Origin of the sequence: Acinetobacter sp. GFQ9D191M (assembly GCF_011174875.1) — a bacterium.
Taxonomy (GTDB): Bacteria; Pseudomonadota; Gammaproteobacteria; order Pseudomonadales; family Moraxellaceae; genus Acinetobacter.
Map to the genome: position 1 here is coordinate 13,156 of NZ_JAALGV010000002.1, position 14,562 is coordinate 27,717.

The window sequence follows — 14,562 nt, forward strand, 5'->3', positions numbered from 1 at the left end:
AGGTCTCTTCAGGATGGACGATTTTTACGTTGATGTCTACGGTATAAAACCCAGCCCATGATGATCACGACAATCGCAATAATCACATAACTGACCTGACTGAAGATTTTGTGCATCAATTCCTGATTTTCACCAAAATAAAAACCGACACAGGCCAGGAACGTGGTCCAGATAACAGTACCTAGTCCACTATAGAACATGAATTTCCAGAAAGGCATATGGCTCATGCCAGCCGGGATACTGATGAGGGAACGTACTGCCGGAACCATCCGGCCAAAGAATACAATCCGGTGTCCATACTGCTCGAACCATTCCAGAGATTTTTTCACGTCTTCAGATTTGATAAACAAGAATTTTCCATATCGGTCTATGAATCTGAAAATACTGTCGTGGTTAAATTTATAGCCAATCCAATAGAGCAATGCCGCTGCCAATAACGAACCGATACTGCCTGCAATAATGACTCCAACCAGCAGTAATTCTCCTTGAGATGCGGAATAGCCGGCAGAAGGCATAATAATTTCAGAGGGGATCGGGGGAAAGACATTGTCAAGAAACATGAGCAAGGCAATGCCCCAGTAGCCCAGCTGTTCCATGACAGAAATAATCCATTCAGTCAGATTCATAAAATTGGCAAAATAAAAAATACTGCTTGTATCCTAAGCAGTATTTTTAAGAGGGTAAAGTTAAGTTATATAAATGGCCAAGTGTGGATTAACTATGGGTTAAGGTATAAATGTAAACTTTACGTAAGCTGTAAGCCAGGCAAACTGGCAGAGCACTGAGCAGTAAATAGTGTGCTGCTGTAGCCTCAATATGGTAGCCAATAAACAGGGCAAGAATGGCACCAATGATAGTTCCCAAGATCACAATAAACAGATGTGATTCTGCTTCTAGCTCATCTGTCAGTTGGGTAATACGTTCCAGTTTTGTATTTTCTTTAGGTTGGAATCTAACAATATTATCTGGATCCCGAGCAAGTGAATTGGCCATTTTGTTTTCCTTTTCATTTAAAAAATTAATTAATAATGAAAGACTTATGGTAACAAAGTAATGTGATATAAAGACTATCAAGCTTAGCTGTAAAAATATGCTGTTCTTGGTAAGGGATTGGTAAGTTTTTTATTGCAGATGTAATACTTATGTAAACAAAAAGCCCTCCGAAGAGGGCTTAGATATTTTTAGTTACAAAACTGGAATTAGAGACGTTTACGTTTTGCAGCCAGAATTTGCGATTGACGCATACGGAAACCTTCTTTTTGTTTCTCGGTAGTTTTATCGATGCAGTACACACAAGATACGCCGTGTTCATAACTTGGCAGCGCTGCCTCTTCAGGCGTTAATGGCCAGCCACACGCATGACATTTGGTATTTTGACCTTCTTCCACACCATGTGTAACTGCAGTACGGCCATCAAATACGAAACATTCACCTTCCCAAAGACTTTCTTCAGCTGGAGTTTCTTCTAGGTATTTCAGAATACCGCCTTTCAGGTGATACACCTCTTTAAAGCCTTCCTGAAGCAATAAAGAAGTTGATTTTTCACAACGAATACCACCGGTACAGAACATGGCAATTTTCTTATCCTTGTGCTGTTCCAGGTTCTTTTTCACATATTCAGGGAATTCACGGAAAGTTTCAGTTTTTGGATCGATTGCGCCTTTGAAGGTACCAGCTTTGTACTCGTAATCATTACGGGTATCAACCAGAATCACATCATCACGTGCAATCAGCTCGTTCCATTCTTTAGGATCAAGATAATGGCCAACCAGATCACGTGGCTTAACCGGTACACCTAAAGTCACAATCTCTTTTTTCAGCTTGATCTTCATTTTACGGAATGGTTTGTCAGAGCTATGCGACTCTTTGTATTCCATTTCGTTGAAGCCTTCATCAAGCAGAAACTGATGTACTTTGTCGATGGCTTCACGGTTACCCGCAACAGTCCCGTTAATGCCTTCACCTGCCACAATTAGAGTACCGCAAAGGTTGATGGTTTTTACCAACTCTAAAAGACGTTGTTGCAGACCCGCAGGATCTTGAACTTCTTTGAATTGATAAAGTGCGGCAACAACCCAACCAGTCGTCGCTTGCTGTTCTACAGGTGCAAGCTGTTCTACAGTAGCGTTCATGGAATACTCCAACGTAGCATGATAATTTGAAAGGCGCATATTTTAACGTGATTTGAATGAATAAGCGAGTAAAAGGCCGGGTTTTAACGGACTTCAAATCGATAGGGAGAGCGTGTATAGTCATGCCGACCCAGGATTTTGATGCAATGATGCAGATGCTGGAAGTTGCAGCACAGTTGGAGTAAGTTTTGAGTTCGGATCGTCGTATTGCATCTTTGACCCCTTGCGCAGGGCGTTGCTCAACCGTATTCGGTGATACGGTCTGTCGTGGTTGCCGCCGTTTTAATCATGAAGTGATTCACTGGAATAGTTATAACGCAGATCAACATACTGCAGTCTGGCAGCGGCTGGATGCACAGCTAGATCAGATTTTGGTCCCGATGCTACCGATGGCGAATCTGGCCAAAGTGGAAACATTTGTCCTGTCTAAACGGGTGCGTCTGCGGGAAGATGCGACTAAAGGTCGTAAGCTTTACCATGCCTTAAAACTCTGTGAAAAGAACCGTCATTTTACTGATGAAAGCGGTTTAGGCATTCATTACAAACAGGTGCGCCCGCTTTGGGATGAATTCGAACGTCGGGTACTGGCACTCGCCAAAGCCAGTTATGACCTGGCTTTTTTACGGGCAGATGGGATCAGCCAGCATCTGATTCATATGCAGGAAGAGGACTAAGTTCTCTTTTTTATTTAGTAAAATCATGATAGCTGAGGAAATGGCATGAATATCAGTGAATATATTCTCTATTGTCTGGCCGTCGTTATCATGATTGCCACACCTGGGCCTGTGATGTTGCTGGTCGCTAGTGCTGGACTGAAAGGTGGCTATAAGCATGCTTTGCAGACCATTTTCGGGACGAATTTTGCTTCTCTGGTATTGATCACCTTATCTATTTTTAGCTTAAAAGGCTTATTGGTCATTAATGAAAACTGGCTGAATGGCATCAAGCTGCTTGGCTGTTTATATATTGCCTGGCTGGGAATCCAGATTTTCCGGGAAGTCTGGCAAGGGCAGGGTTCAACCAGTTCACAAGGCTTGCAGCCAGTACAGGGTGGCTTCCGAACCGGTTTTCTGGTGGGGATCTCCAACCCCAAAGATATTATTTTCTTTGCTGCGTTTTTCCCGCAGTTTATTGGCATTACTCCAAACTTAGATTCCAGCTTAGTGATTCTGACGATCAGCTGGATTGTGCTGGATTTTTTGACTCTGTCATTAGTTTATTTAGGCTTTCAACGCTTTGCTAAATCCAGGCTGTATCCTTATTTGCTTGGTTTGTGCGGTTTGATTTTATTGGTAGTCGCAGTCTATGGAATATTGTCTGTACTCATCTAAAAATATTTATATAAAATAAAAATCCCGGTCTTAAGCCGGGATTTTTTATCTTTACGTCTTAGACATTGTGCTGCTGGCGGTAATGCACCAGTTCATCAATAGTGATCACGGTCAGCTGATGCGTCTGCGCATAAGACAATACCTGAATGCCAGAAGCCATAGTGCCATCTGGGTTGGTCAGTTCACACAGAACACCGGCAGGTTTCAAGCCAGCTAGACGCGCAAGATCAATTGTACCTTCGGTATGACCACGACGGGTCAGCACACCGCCTTCACGGGCACGTAAAGGGAAGACATGCCCTGGGCGATTCAGGTCACTGGCGACAGCGCCGTCTTTAATGGCTGCTTTAATCGTGGTGGTACGGTCTTTGGCAGATACACCAGTCGTCACACCTTCCGCAGCTTCAATGGTGACAGTAAATGCAGTTTTAAACTGACTAGAGTTATCCTGCACCATAGGTGGCAGTTCTAAATGATTGGCCAGTTCATCAGTCAGACATAGGCACACAATACCGGAACCATCACGAATCATACGAGCCATGGTTTCTACAGTCAAAGTCTCTGCTGCAATGATGAGGTCGGCTTCATTCTCGCGGTCAAAGTCATCCATCACCAGAACAGGTCTGCCTTGGCGGATGTCTTCGAGTGCTTGTTGGATGCGCTGTTCAGCGGGAGCTAAAGCGGAAAAGAAAATTTCGGGTTGAATCAAACTTGACATTGAAACGCTCACGTAAAGTAAAAGTACGATTGAACATTTCAGGACATAGTGAAAATAGGCTTATAGCAAAACAGTTTCATGCCAGGCATAAAACAGGGTGTACTGCTTTCGTCTTCTTTCATCCGGACTATACCGTCGGCTCTGGATTTGCACCAGATCTGCAGATCAATCGAAATTGACCGCTCGTGGGCTGATTTAGGAATAGAGATTTACTACCCTGAAATTACCACCGGTGGGGAATCTCACCCCGCCCTGAAGCGATGTAGGGCCATTATAGTCCTGATTTTTAAAAGATGGGATAGTTTGGCCAGTCACGAATTTGCAGAATTTCAGATAAGCAAAACAGATTATCTGAATTACGACAGCCTTTAGCAAAAAACTGGAAACATGTTATGTTGCTATTAAGAATAGAAATTAATCAATCATTCTGACAATGAAGAAAACCGAGCTGATCCATAATAATCCATTTTCTCCCTTGCTGTTTTGTGATGCAAAGGTTTTGCGTTATCTCAATATTTTGGGCGTTGCGCTGATTGCAGTCAGTTTGCTGTATTTAATGGCTGCGAACTGGTGGATGCTACCGAATCAGGTACAGTTAGCAATTCCAATGCTGGTTTTACTCTGTAGTGCAATAGCCAGCATTTACTTTAATCAGCGGGAATGGATCAGACAGAGTCTGGATACTGTATCTGGCCTGATGCTGGGCTTAAGTCTGGTGGTGATTGGGCAGATCTATCAGACTGGTGCGGATAGTTATCAGTTATTTCTGCTCTGGGCCGTATTGCTGTTGCCGTGGCTATATCGACCAAATATCGGGGTTTTTGCCATGCTTTGTGTGGTCAGTCAGCTTGCATTGTATTTTTACTTTAAGCAAAGTTTCTGGATGATACGGGCAGAAGGGTTGTATTTATTGACTTTGAACCTACTGACAGCCATCAGCTTTGCCTTTGCCATACGTTATTATTCGTTACTGCGATATCTGTTTATTGCATTCATTATCATGATTTCGATCAGCAGTATGATGCAGTTTACCCATCATTTTCAGCTGATCTATCTGGCTTCTTCAGTTGTTCTACCAGCAGGGGCTGCATTTTATTTTTATCGTAAGCATCAGGCACTAGAAACCATTTTACTGATTGCAGGCTTGGCTGCCAGTTTGAGCCTATGGCTGTTTGAACTGGTGGACGATCAGCTTACCAATTCAGCAGCGGGTTTATTTATCTTGGCAATGCTGATCTTTGGCTGGTTTGCGCTGATCAGTTTTGCACTAAAGAAAATTTTTCCACAAACCAAATTCTCCGTCATTCCTTTGGCACTTGGTGCATGGATAGCTGGAATTATTCTGGCAGTCTTATTACTGACCTATTGGAAAGCAGTTTCAATTGTTTTAGGTCTCATTTTTATTGGCATCGCTTGGAAATTATTAAGTCAAAAGAATTCCATATTTCTACGTCAGTTTGCCTATTGTCTTTGGGTTTGCGGGCAAGCTGCGGTATTAATTCATACGGAACTGCTCACCGATAGTCTGTTTATAGTGTGGCTGTTGCAATTAATGATGCTGGCTCTGACTGTGATCAAACGGATGCACTGGTTCATTCTAACCTTACAGCTCTTGATAGCTCATGCTTTAGCAATTGTGGTTTTGGCATTAGAGAATTCCTTTAAGCATGATGATATTGTAATCACGCTTGCCCTAAGCTTGAACTATGTCATTTTTATCGGGCTAATTCTAACCGCTAGATATTGGCAGTCCTCAATTTATCAGAAAAGTATTCTGCTCTGGATCATTGCTATGCTGACAGGTTCAGCCGTGGTTCAATCTGTGACTGGATTAGAGCACTGGCAGGGCATCGGGCAGATCAGCCTTGACCACGTTCTGCTGTTTTATGTTCTTCCGAGCTTATTGTTGCTTGGTTTTATCTGGCAAAACTGGCAGCAATTTTATGAAAAATGGCTCTGGCTGATTCCTGTATTTGGCATCTTACTCATTCTGTTGGGCTATTTTGAGATTTTTATTATTATGCTGCTTATGGCGTGGGCAGTGGTCTATCAGCAACGACTTATACAGGCACTTACCATTTTATTGCTGATCTTCTGGCTATGGATGCTGTATTACAATCTGGGCTTAAGCTTCCTATTAAAAAGCATCAGTATCTTTGCTTCAGGGATACTGGTCTTGTTGCTGGCCTATATTTTAAAGGGGTCAAAACTACAACATGAGCAAGGAGAGGCAAGATGAAAAAGTTTCTTCCTTTGCATCTGGCTATTTTCAGTATTGCCTTATTTTGTGGATTGATTGCGCAACATGAATGGCATCTTCGAGATAGCCAAAGTATTTATGTGGAGCTGGCACCAGTAGATCCGCGATCAATTCTGCAAGGCGATTATATGGCGCTGAATTATGATCTGCATTTTAGTGCACTAGCAGCGGAGAATAGATCAGAACAATCAGAACCTAAAATCAGTATTCAAGATTTTGAAAACCAGTCCCGTGTACTAAGCTATGTACAGCTTGATGAGCAAAGAAGAGTTGTCAAAACCAGTTTTAATCGAAGTGCGCTGGATCAGCCACGCTCAGCGCGACTAATCCTGAAAAATCCACGGAATACCTTTGAAGGCTTATATCCGGCTGCCAACAGTTTTATGTTCGCTGAGGGACTTGAGCCTTGTTATCGTAATGCTAAATTCGCCGAATTAAAGCTAAAAGAAAATGGAGAAACTTTGTTGGCTGACCTGGTAGATCAAAATCTTAAGTCCTTAAACTGTGAGAACCGAAAAAGCTGGTGGCAGGGGCGTTAGTTTTATTTTAATCAGCCCATAAAAAAGCCCGCGAGAAGCGAGCTTTTGAGAATCTTGTTGAACCAGCTTAGGCAACCTGTACCGGAATGCAATTTGCAGTGTGATTCACAGTGTTATCCGGGTTGGCATAAACCAGACGTGGTTTATGAGCATTGGCTTCGGCTTCAGTGAAATCACCAAATGTTGCGATAATCACGATATCACCAACATCAGCCTGGTGCGCAGCACCACCATTCACAGAAATAATCCCTGAATTATCTTCACCACGAATGGCATAAGTAGTAAAACGCTTACCATTGGTCACGTTCCAAACATGAATTTCTTCGTATTCACGAATGCCAGCTAGATCCATCAAAACGCCATCAATTGCACATGAACCTTCATAGTGTAATTCTGCATGTGTAACAAAAGCGCGATGAATTTTGCATTTTAATAAACGAGATAGCATGGCTAGCGTCCCCTTAGTTGACCTAAGACTTTGATCTTATGGTTGAATCAATTTCTACGACACTGGATAAGTGGGTAGGCTTGCGCATTTTGCGCCTAAATGGCCAGCAAGGCAAGCGGAATTGTCCAGCAATTTATGAATGTTTAGTTCGGTTTATAAGCATTGATTTGATTCATTGCCTGTTGTACTTCACCGTTCACCAGCATTTTAGCGCGAGCAAGTGCATGGGCAATTGCATCGTCCATTAACTCTTGTTCATTGCTTGGTGCTTTACTCAGAACATGACCAGAAACACGGTCTTTAGAACCTGGGTGACCAATACCAATGCGTAGACGATGAAAGTTCGGACCGATATGCGGCACGATATCGCGTAAACCGTTATGTCCACCATGACCACCGCCAGTTTTCAGGCGAATAATGCCTGGATTCATATCCAGTTCATCATGGGCAATCAGGATTGATTCGGGTGCGATATTGTAGAATTTGGCGAAAGGAACAACACTTTTACCGGAAAGGTTCATGAATGTTGTAGGTAGAAGGAGACGGACGTCTTGACCTTCGATATTGCCACGACCGCTGAATCCATTGAATTTAGGGTCTTTTTTAAGGCTAATGCCATATTGATCTGCAAGGCGTTCTACAAACCAGAAGCCTGCATTATGGCGGGTTTGAGCATACTCAGAACCTGGGTTGCCCAAACCTACAATCAGTGAAATATTTGACACTAATCTACACCATTAACACTTATGCGCGTTTAAAGTCAGCGTGCATTGGAGTGTTTTTAGCTGGGTGACGTTGTAACGCTTGGATTTTAACGCTTTCAACTTTACCGTTTACATCAATTTCGATCACTTCTTCGAAGAATGAGTTGCTTTCTAAGAATTTAACAAGCTGACGAAGTTCAAGAGAAACAGCTACAGGAGCAGCTTCGCCACCATAGATGATCGCTGGAACTTTAGCAGCATGACGAAGGCGGCGGCTCGAACCTTTCCCTTGTTGTGCTACTTCACGTGCTTCTGCGTTTAATACGAAGTTTGCCATGATAGACATCCTATTTAAGTTTTAAATGAACCGGACCTACGACCGATCCGGTGATAGAAAGCCCCGCCAAATGGCAGGGCTTTGGAAATTCAGCGCACTATTATAGATAAGAATCGAACATTGCGCTAATAGATTCTTCGTTGTTGATACGACGAATTGTTTCAGCAACCATGCTTGCAACTGAAACCTGGCGAATCTTGCCAAGAGCTAAAGCTTCTTCTGAAAGAGGGATGGTGTCAGTAACTACCAACTCATCGATCACAGAATTTTTCAGATTTTCAAGTGCTTTACCAGACAATACTGGGTGAGTCGCGTAAGCAACTACTTTGCGGGCACCGAAAGTTTTCAACGCATCAGCAGCTTTACAAAGCGTACCAGCAGTATCCACCATGTCATCAACGATCACACAGTCACGATCTTTCACATCACCAATCAAATGCATCACTTGTGATTCATTCGCTTTTTGACGACGTTTATCGATGATCGCCAGGTCGATATCACCCATCTGTTTCGCAACAGCACGAGCACGAACTACACCACCTACGTCAGGAGAAACAACCATCAGGTTATGATGCTGTTGTTGGCGTAAGTCAGCAAGCAGGGCTGGCGTACCGTAGATGTTGTCTACAGGAATATCGAAGAAACCTTGGATCTGGTCAGCGTGAAGGTCAATCATCACCACACGGTCAATACCTACAGTGGTCAGCATATCTGCAACAACTTTTGCAGTAATCGGCACACGGCTTGAACGGGGACGACGGTCTTGACGGGCATAACCGAAGTAAGGAATCACGGCAGTAATACGACCAGCACTTGCACGGCGTAACGCGTCAGCCATAACCAGGATTTCCATCAGGTTATCGTTGGTCGGTGCACAAGTAGGTTGTACGATGAATACGTCTTTACCACGAACATTTTCAGTGATCTCAACAGCGATTTCGCCATCAGAGAACTGGCCTACAGAGGCAGCGCCTAGAGGAATATGTAAGTGACTTACGACTTTTTGAGCGAATTGTGGATGCGCGGTTCCACTAAAAACGACAAGATTGGGCATGAAGCACCCTTGGCGGTTGGTATGTATGGAAGTAGATGGCAGGGGTAGCTGGATTCGAACCAACGAATGCCGGGATCAAAACCCGGTGCCTTACCACTTGGCGATACCCCTAATGCGGCAGAACTTTAATATTTTTGCGGTATTGTGTCAAGGTAAATTAACAGTCTTACAGCAAATGATGTTCTGTCTTTTTTCGAGAAAATGGCAGGGGCGGCTGGATTCGAACCAACGGATGCCGAGATCAAAACCCGGTGCCTTACCACTTGGCGACGCCCCTAGATTTGATGAACTGTAAGATGGCAGGGGTAGCTGGATTCGAACCAACGGATGCCGGGATCAAAACCCGGTGCCTTACCACTTGGCGATACCCCTAATACAGTACATCTACAGGTGAATAATGGCAGGGGTAGCTGGATTCGAACCAACGGATGCCGAGATCAAAACCCGGTGCCTTACCACTTGGCGATACCCCTATTGAACCTTGAAATGATGTAATGGCGATTCTTGTAGACTGTTCACCAAGTAAGATTTACATGGTGCATTCTCAAGAATGTCGGTCACATTCATATCATCAGTTACTTCGATAAAAACACAAGCACCTGTACCTGTAAGCTTTGCAACACCGAATTGATCGAGATATTGCATTGCCTCATCGACTTCTGGATATAGGCTTCGTGCCACTGGCTCAAAGTTATTTCCGAAATCAGATGGCTTTATCTGATAGGCGCAAAATTTAGAGGGCTTCGTGTCTCTTGTCAACGTTTTTTGTGAAAAAAGCTGTTGAGTGCTGATAAAACAGTCAGGTTTTAACACAATGAACTGTTTTTGATCTAAGTCTATGAATGTTAAGTGTTCACCAATACCTTCAGCCCAAGCATTGCGACCATGAACAAAAATAGGCACATCCGCGCCCAGCTTGACGCCGAGCTCTGCCAGTTGCTCAGAATTTAAGCCACAATGCCATAACTGATTCAGCACAATCAAGGTCGTTGCTGCATTGGATGAGCCACCACCAAGACCTGCACCCATGGGAATATTCTTCTCTAGTCGAATGATCAGACCAGAAGGCGTTTTGGCATAAGGCTGCAAAATCTGCGCTGCACGATAGATGAGATTCTGTTCCAGATCGACTGAGGACAAACCTTCAATCTGGATCTGCTGATCATCTGTTTGCTCAAACTCTAGCCAGTCACACAAATCTATCAACTGAAAGATACTTTGCAGCTCGTGATAACCATCCGGACGGCGACCGGTGATATGGAGAAACAAGTTCAGTTTTGCAGGTGAGGGAACACGAATCATCATAGGCTTGCATCAGACCAGTTAACGGTTTTGAATCACCATTGTAATACGGTTTTCACCCCCATTCTCAAGCGACTGCTTTAAAATCAAGCGGTTTGGAACAGTTGCCTGCTGGTTATAACTCAGATCTACCATCCAGCCTTGTTCAATAATCTGGCTGATACGCTGTGAGCTGTCTTTCTGGATCTGGGCAGATTGAGTCGCGGGGCGTGCCTGTACCCAATCAACTAAATGACTAATCGGGGCTTGCCAGCCGGTTGCACGTTGCAATAGTTCTTCTGCCGTTGCTGCCTTGATCAGGCCGGTTTTGGCACTATTCAAAGTCACTTGGCCAGGAGTACCTGAAATCTGGGTTTTTCCGGCACCTAAGATACCAGTCAGTTCAATATCAAATTCTTCCTGCTGCTGAACCCAGGTAAAAAAGGCACTGCCGCTTTGCTGAGGTGTACGTACCCCGATTTTACCTTGCAGCTGGAACTGGTTTTCAGCCTGTACCGATGGCGTGACAGGCGCTTTTTGCTGCACCATCTGCTGACAACCACTCATGAACAGGGCAGTAGAAGCAATGAAACAGCAGCCTAAAGTACTTATGTTGCGCATAAAAGAATGGACTCGTTCAGGATTGTGGTGCTAACAATAGCGAATTAAGTTGGTTTAATTCTGGGTCATTTGGATGGTTTTGTTGTAATTGTTGTAACACTTGATGGAATTGTTGTAGATCGCCTTTCATATAAAGCGAACGTGCATAACGGACGCCAATTTTTGCACTTGGATTCAGTTCATAGGCTTTAAGCAAGACTTGGGCAGCCGTGGTAAAGTCATTTTGCAAGTAACAGATATAGCCATAGGTATCCAGAATAGAAGCCTGTTCTGGTGCGTATTCCAGTGCCTGTTCAGCATAGCGCCGTGCTTCATCCAGACGGCGATTTTGACGGGCCAGCGTATAGGCATAAGCATTCAGATAGGTTGGACTATTCGGCTCGATTTTAAGCAGGGTTTTTAACAGCTGATCCAGTTGATCACGATCTTCATGTGGATCTAGCAATAAAACTTGAGCATAGACCAGTTCCGGATCATCCGGCAGGTTTTTGCTGGCTTCTTCCAGAATTCGGATCGCTGCGTTCTTATTGTTCATGCGTTTCAGAATATCCGCTTGAGCCAGATACAGGAAACTGGCATGTTGCGGATAATTGACCCGTTCCTGAGTCAGAAAGCGCAGTGCATCATGCAGTTTATCCTGCTCGGCAAAGATCGCAATGATATTGCGTCGTGAGACCGTATACAGGCTGCCATCCACCAGGCGGTAATACGCCTTGGCGGTTTCATAATGCTGTTTGCGTTCTGCATTGACTGCCAGATAGTAATAAGCTTCATTCTGGTACTGAGCCGAATAACGGAGCTCTACCAGATATTTTTCGGCCCGTTCATATTGCTGCAGGTCAATACTGGTCAGACCGGCAATAAACAGTGCTTCTTCGTGTTGTGGTGATTTTTTCAGGATCGTTTCTAGTTTCTGTAAGGCCTTTTCAGCTTCATTTAGCTTGATCAGGTATTTAACCTCAGCCAGACGTATATCCATGTTATTGCGATGTTTGCGACTGGCTTTCTCGTACCATTTCAGCGTTTCCGCATCATCACCCAATGCCGCCAACAGATTGGCTTTCATCAGGATATAGCCAGTCGACTTTGGACGTTTTTTTAAGGCGCGGTTGATGGTATTGAGAGCCTGTTCTAGCTGACCTTTTTGTGCTTCCAGACCGGCGACCAGCACCAGAATCGAAGGATTGTCTTTGGCTTTGCTAGTACTTAGAGCCTGAATTAAATATTCACGGTCATCCGGCTCATCCGGGGCAATCCCGGCCAGAATTTCTTCCAGATCGGCGTTATCATCAATTTTCAGGATCTTTTCCAGTGTTTCTGCCGCCAGTTCGTACTCATGCGCTTTTAAGGCAATATGCGCCAGATAGAATAATGCCGGCACATCCTGTGGTTCTTGAACGACCCAGTGGGTAGAAATATCTAACGCTGCATTCAGGTCTTCATGTTCGAGGGCGATATTGAGTGCGCGCTGTTTAACCGCGGTGGAATTGCTTTTAATGGCCAGCACAGTATAGTTGTGTAAAGCGTTTGGAATATCGCGATAGGCGAGTGCGAACTCGGCTATCATACTTTGTTTTATCGCATCATAATTTTGATTTGCATGGTAAACTGCTTCTGCTGCATAAAGATGAGCAGTTGAAGCCATGCTAACCACCAGCAAGAATGTGGTAGAATATTGCTTAATGGTAGGGCCGTTTATACGGCTAGTTGTTAGACGCAATTTTTCTTTATCCAAGTAATGCTTTTTATGACACCGATGTTGCACAATAGCATAAATTTAGTGAAATGATGACCTGATATGTCTTTCTTTGCATTGGGTGTCAACCATCAAACTGCCTCTGTAGAGCTGCGCGAAAAGATTGCTTTTAACCCTGAAAAGTTAAGCATTTTACTTGCCGAGCAAAGCCAGCACCCTGTACTGAATGATATGGTGGTGGTGTCTACATGTAACCGGACCGAAGTTTACGCGATGTCGGACAATGTCGACATGGTGCTAAACTGGCTCGCCCAGACCAATGGTATTGATCCCAAGCAATTACAGAATCATGTTTATCGCTATGAGAATGCGCAAGCCGTCACTCATCTGATGCGTGTCGCCAGTGGTCTCGACTCCCTGATGCTTGGTGAACCGCAGATTCTGGGACAGGTCAAAACCGCACTCTCTCTTGCCAAAGAATCTAAAACCGTTTCGCAAAACCTGAATCGTATCTTTGAATATGCCTTTTATGCGGCCAAGCGTGTGCGCTCGGAAACAGCAGTCGGCAGTCATGCAGTATCGATGGGCTATGCAGTTGCACAATTAGCATTGCAAGTATTTAGCCGGCCTGAGCAGTTAACTGTAATGGTCGTGGCAGCCGGGGAAATGAACAGTCTGGTGGCCAAACATCTGGCAGAAATGGGCGTCAGAAAAATCATTATCTGTAACCGAACTCGTGCTCGTGCAGAGAATCTGGCGCAGGAAATTGCCCACCGTGCAGAAGTCGAGATTATTGATTTTGATCAGTTGGCAGCAAACTTGCATCGTGCAGATGTGATTTCCAGTTGTACCGGTAGTTTGCATCAAGTCATTCACTATCCGGATGTCAAAGCTGCTTTAAAGAAGCGCCGTTACCAGCAAATGCTGTTGGTCGATCTGGCTGTACCGCGTGATATTGATCCAAAAGTTGAAAAGCTGGATGGAGTTTATCTCTATGGCGTGGACGATCTGCAAAGCGTGATTGATGAAAACCTGGCGCAGCGTCGTCAGGCAGCGGTCGAAGCGGAAGTGATGGTCAATCAACTGGCGACTGAGTTGATCACCCAGCAGAAGGTGAGTGAGGCGGGTAGTACGATTCATGCTTACCGGGATTATGGGGAAAGCTTACGTCAGGAAGAACTGGCAACTGCTATGCAACGTATTGCCAAAGGTGAAAGTGCTGAAACAGTATTGGCCGAATTTTCGCATCGTTTGACCCAAAAACTTCTGCATCCGACCTCAATCATGCTGCGTGAAGCTGCCAAAGCTGAAGATCCAAGCTATTTTGAAATGCTACAGAACAGTTTGCAGGACGTGGTTCAGCATCGCCGTAAGGTTAAACATTAAAATGATGTTGGAATAACTTTCCGATATTTAAAAGGCGTTTAAAATAAACGCCTTT

At 44.2% G+C, this 14,562-nt stretch carries 17 protein-coding genes, 4 tRNA genes and 1 riboswitch; of the genes, 6 read left to right on the top strand and 15 right to left on the bottom strand.

Annotation, left to right across the window (positions count from 1 at the left end; all coding sequences use genetic code 11):
- Nucleotides 1-8: 8 nt before the first annotated feature.
- The 3 genes from G5T77_RS00425 to G5T77_RS00435 form a co-directional block, all read right to left on the bottom strand.
- The gene (locus tag G5T77_RS00425; protein ID WP_159123451.1) at nucleotides 9-626 is read right to left on the bottom strand and encodes a DedA family protein; all 618 of its coding nucleotides are present in this window, start codon (nucleotides 624-626) and stop codon (nucleotides 9-11) included.
- A gap of 88 nt (nucleotides 627-714) precedes the next feature.
- Nucleotides 715-993: an FUSC family protein gene (locus tag G5T77_RS00430; RefSeq protein WP_159123452.1), complete on the bottom strand. Its 279-nt coding sequence runs from the start codon at nucleotides 991-993 to the stop codon at nucleotides 715-717.
- 206 nt (nucleotides 994-1,199) lie between these two features.
- On the bottom strand, nucleotides 1,200-2,132 hold the full coding sequence (locus G5T77_RS00435) for a rhodanese-related sulfurtransferase (RefSeq protein ID WP_159123453.1): 933 nt from the start codon (nucleotides 2,130-2,132) through the stop codon (nucleotides 1,200-1,202).
- A 56-nt stretch (nucleotides 2,133-2,188) separates the two neighbouring features.
- Here G5T77_RS00435 and G5T77_RS17355 point away from each other — a divergent pair, with 56 nt between their 5' ends.
- From G5T77_RS17355 to G5T77_RS00445, 3 genes are read left to right on the top strand one after another with little or no spacing between them, the layout of a single operon-like run.
- Nucleotides 2,189-2,317 (top strand): hypothetical protein, encoded by a 129-nt coding sequence (locus tag G5T77_RS17355; protein ID WP_257218376.1) that lies wholly within the window; start codon nucleotides 2,189-2,191, stop codon nucleotides 2,315-2,317.
- Nucleotides 2,318-2,320: 3 nt separating this feature from the next.
- Nucleotides 2,321-2,806 (top strand): DUF1289 domain-containing protein, encoded by a 486-nt coding sequence (locus tag G5T77_RS00440; RefSeq protein WP_166137853.1) that lies wholly within the window; start codon nucleotides 2,321-2,323, stop codon nucleotides 2,804-2,806.
- Between the two features lie 45 nt (nucleotides 2,807-2,851).
- Complete coding sequence (locus tag G5T77_RS00445; protein WP_166137851.1) at nucleotides 2,852-3,463, top strand: LysE family translocator; 612 nt, start codon at nucleotides 2,852-2,854, stop codon at nucleotides 3,461-3,463.
- 58 nt (nucleotides 3,464-3,521) lie between these two features.
- Here G5T77_RS00445 and ribB read toward each other — a convergent pair whose 3' ends face one another.
- Nucleotides 3,522-4,181 (bottom strand): 3,4-dihydroxy-2-butanone-4-phosphate synthase, encoded by a 660-nt coding sequence (ribB, locus tag G5T77_RS00450; RefSeq protein ID WP_159123456.1) that lies wholly within the window; start codon nucleotides 4,179-4,181, stop codon nucleotides 3,522-3,524.
- A gap of 106 nt (nucleotides 4,182-4,287) precedes the next feature.
- A riboswitch (FMN riboswitch) is annotated at nucleotides 4,288-4,444 on the bottom strand.
- A gap of 170 nt (nucleotides 4,445-4,614) precedes the next feature.
- On the opposite strand from ribB, the gene G5T77_RS00455 reads away from it, so the two are divergent.
- Both G5T77_RS00455 and G5T77_RS00460 read left to right on the top strand, forming a co-directional pair.
- Entirely contained in the window at nucleotides 4,615-6,420 is a 1,806-nt protein-coding gene (locus G5T77_RS00455) for a DUF2157 domain-containing protein (protein WP_166137849.1), read from the top strand.
- On the top strand, nucleotides 6,417-6,980 hold the full coding sequence (locus G5T77_RS00460; protein WP_159123458.1) for a GDYXXLXY domain-containing protein: 564 nt from the start codon (nucleotides 6,417-6,419) through the stop codon (nucleotides 6,978-6,980). The genes G5T77_RS00455 and G5T77_RS00460 overlap by 4 nt, the downstream gene beginning before the upstream one ends.
- A 67-nt stretch (nucleotides 6,981-7,047) precedes the next feature.
- Here the strand turns inward: G5T77_RS00460 and panD are convergent, their stop codons facing one another.
- From panD to G5T77_RS00515, 11 genes are all read right to left on the bottom strand, one after another.
- The gene (gene panD / locus G5T77_RS00465; RefSeq protein WP_004784844.1) at nucleotides 7,048-7,428 is read right to left on the bottom strand and encodes an aspartate 1-decarboxylase; all 381 of its coding nucleotides are present in this window, start codon (nucleotides 7,426-7,428) and stop codon (nucleotides 7,048-7,050) included.
- Between the two features lie 143 nt (nucleotides 7,429-7,571).
- The gene (gene pth, locus G5T77_RS00470; RefSeq protein ID WP_166137847.1) at nucleotides 7,572-8,153 is read right to left on the bottom strand and encodes an aminoacyl-tRNA hydrolase; all 582 of its coding nucleotides are present in this window, start codon (nucleotides 8,151-8,153) and stop codon (nucleotides 7,572-7,574) included.
- A gap of 19 nt (nucleotides 8,154-8,172) precedes the next feature.
- Entirely contained in the window at nucleotides 8,173-8,469 is a 297-nt protein-coding gene (gene rplY, locus G5T77_RS00475; RefSeq protein WP_004784841.1) for a 50S ribosomal protein L25, read from the bottom strand.
- Nucleotides 8,470-8,569: 100 nt separating this feature from the next.
- Complete coding sequence (locus G5T77_RS00480; RefSeq protein ID WP_004784839.1) at nucleotides 8,570-9,523, bottom strand: ribose-phosphate pyrophosphokinase; 954 nt, start codon at nucleotides 9,521-9,523, stop codon at nucleotides 8,570-8,572.
- 36 nt (nucleotides 9,524-9,559) lie between these two features.
- Nucleotides 9,560-9,634 (bottom strand) — tRNA-Gln (locus G5T77_RS00485).
- A gap of 91 nt (nucleotides 9,635-9,725) precedes the next feature.
- Nucleotides 9,726-9,800 (bottom strand) — tRNA-Gln (locus tag G5T77_RS00490).
- Between the two features lie 20 nt (nucleotides 9,801-9,820).
- Nucleotides 9,821-9,895: transfer RNA gene (locus G5T77_RS00495), tRNA-Gln, on the bottom strand.
- A 26-nt stretch (nucleotides 9,896-9,921) separates the two neighbouring features.
- A tRNA-Gln gene (locus tag G5T77_RS00500) sits at nucleotides 9,922-9,996 on the bottom strand.
- Nucleotides 9,995-10,825, bottom strand: coding sequence for a 4-(cytidine 5'-diphospho)-2-C-methyl-D-erythritol kinase (ispE, locus tag G5T77_RS00505; RefSeq protein WP_166137868.1), 831 nt, complete (start codon nucleotides 10,823-10,825; stop codon nucleotides 9,995-9,997). The genes G5T77_RS00500 and ispE overlap by 2 nt, the downstream gene beginning before the upstream one ends.
- A gap of 21 nt (nucleotides 10,826-10,846) precedes the next feature.
- Nucleotides 10,847-11,425 (bottom strand): lipoprotein insertase outer membrane protein LolB, encoded by a 579-nt coding sequence (gene lolB / locus G5T77_RS00510; protein ID WP_166137845.1) that lies wholly within the window; start codon nucleotides 11,423-11,425, stop codon nucleotides 10,847-10,849.
- Nucleotides 11,426-11,441: 16 nt separating this feature from the next.
- The gene (locus tag G5T77_RS00515; protein ID WP_166137843.1) at nucleotides 11,442-13,145 is read right to left on the bottom strand and encodes a tetratricopeptide repeat protein; all 1,704 of its coding nucleotides are present in this window, start codon (nucleotides 13,143-13,145) and stop codon (nucleotides 11,442-11,444) included.
- Nucleotides 13,146-13,223: 78 nt separating this feature from the next.
- Between G5T77_RS00515 and hemA the strand changes: the two genes are divergently transcribed.
- Entirely contained in the window at nucleotides 13,224-14,507 is a 1,284-nt protein-coding gene (hemA, locus tag G5T77_RS00520) for a glutamyl-tRNA reductase (RefSeq protein ID WP_159123463.1), read from the top strand.
- The last annotated feature ends 55 nt before the right edge of the window (nucleotides 14,508-14,562 follow it).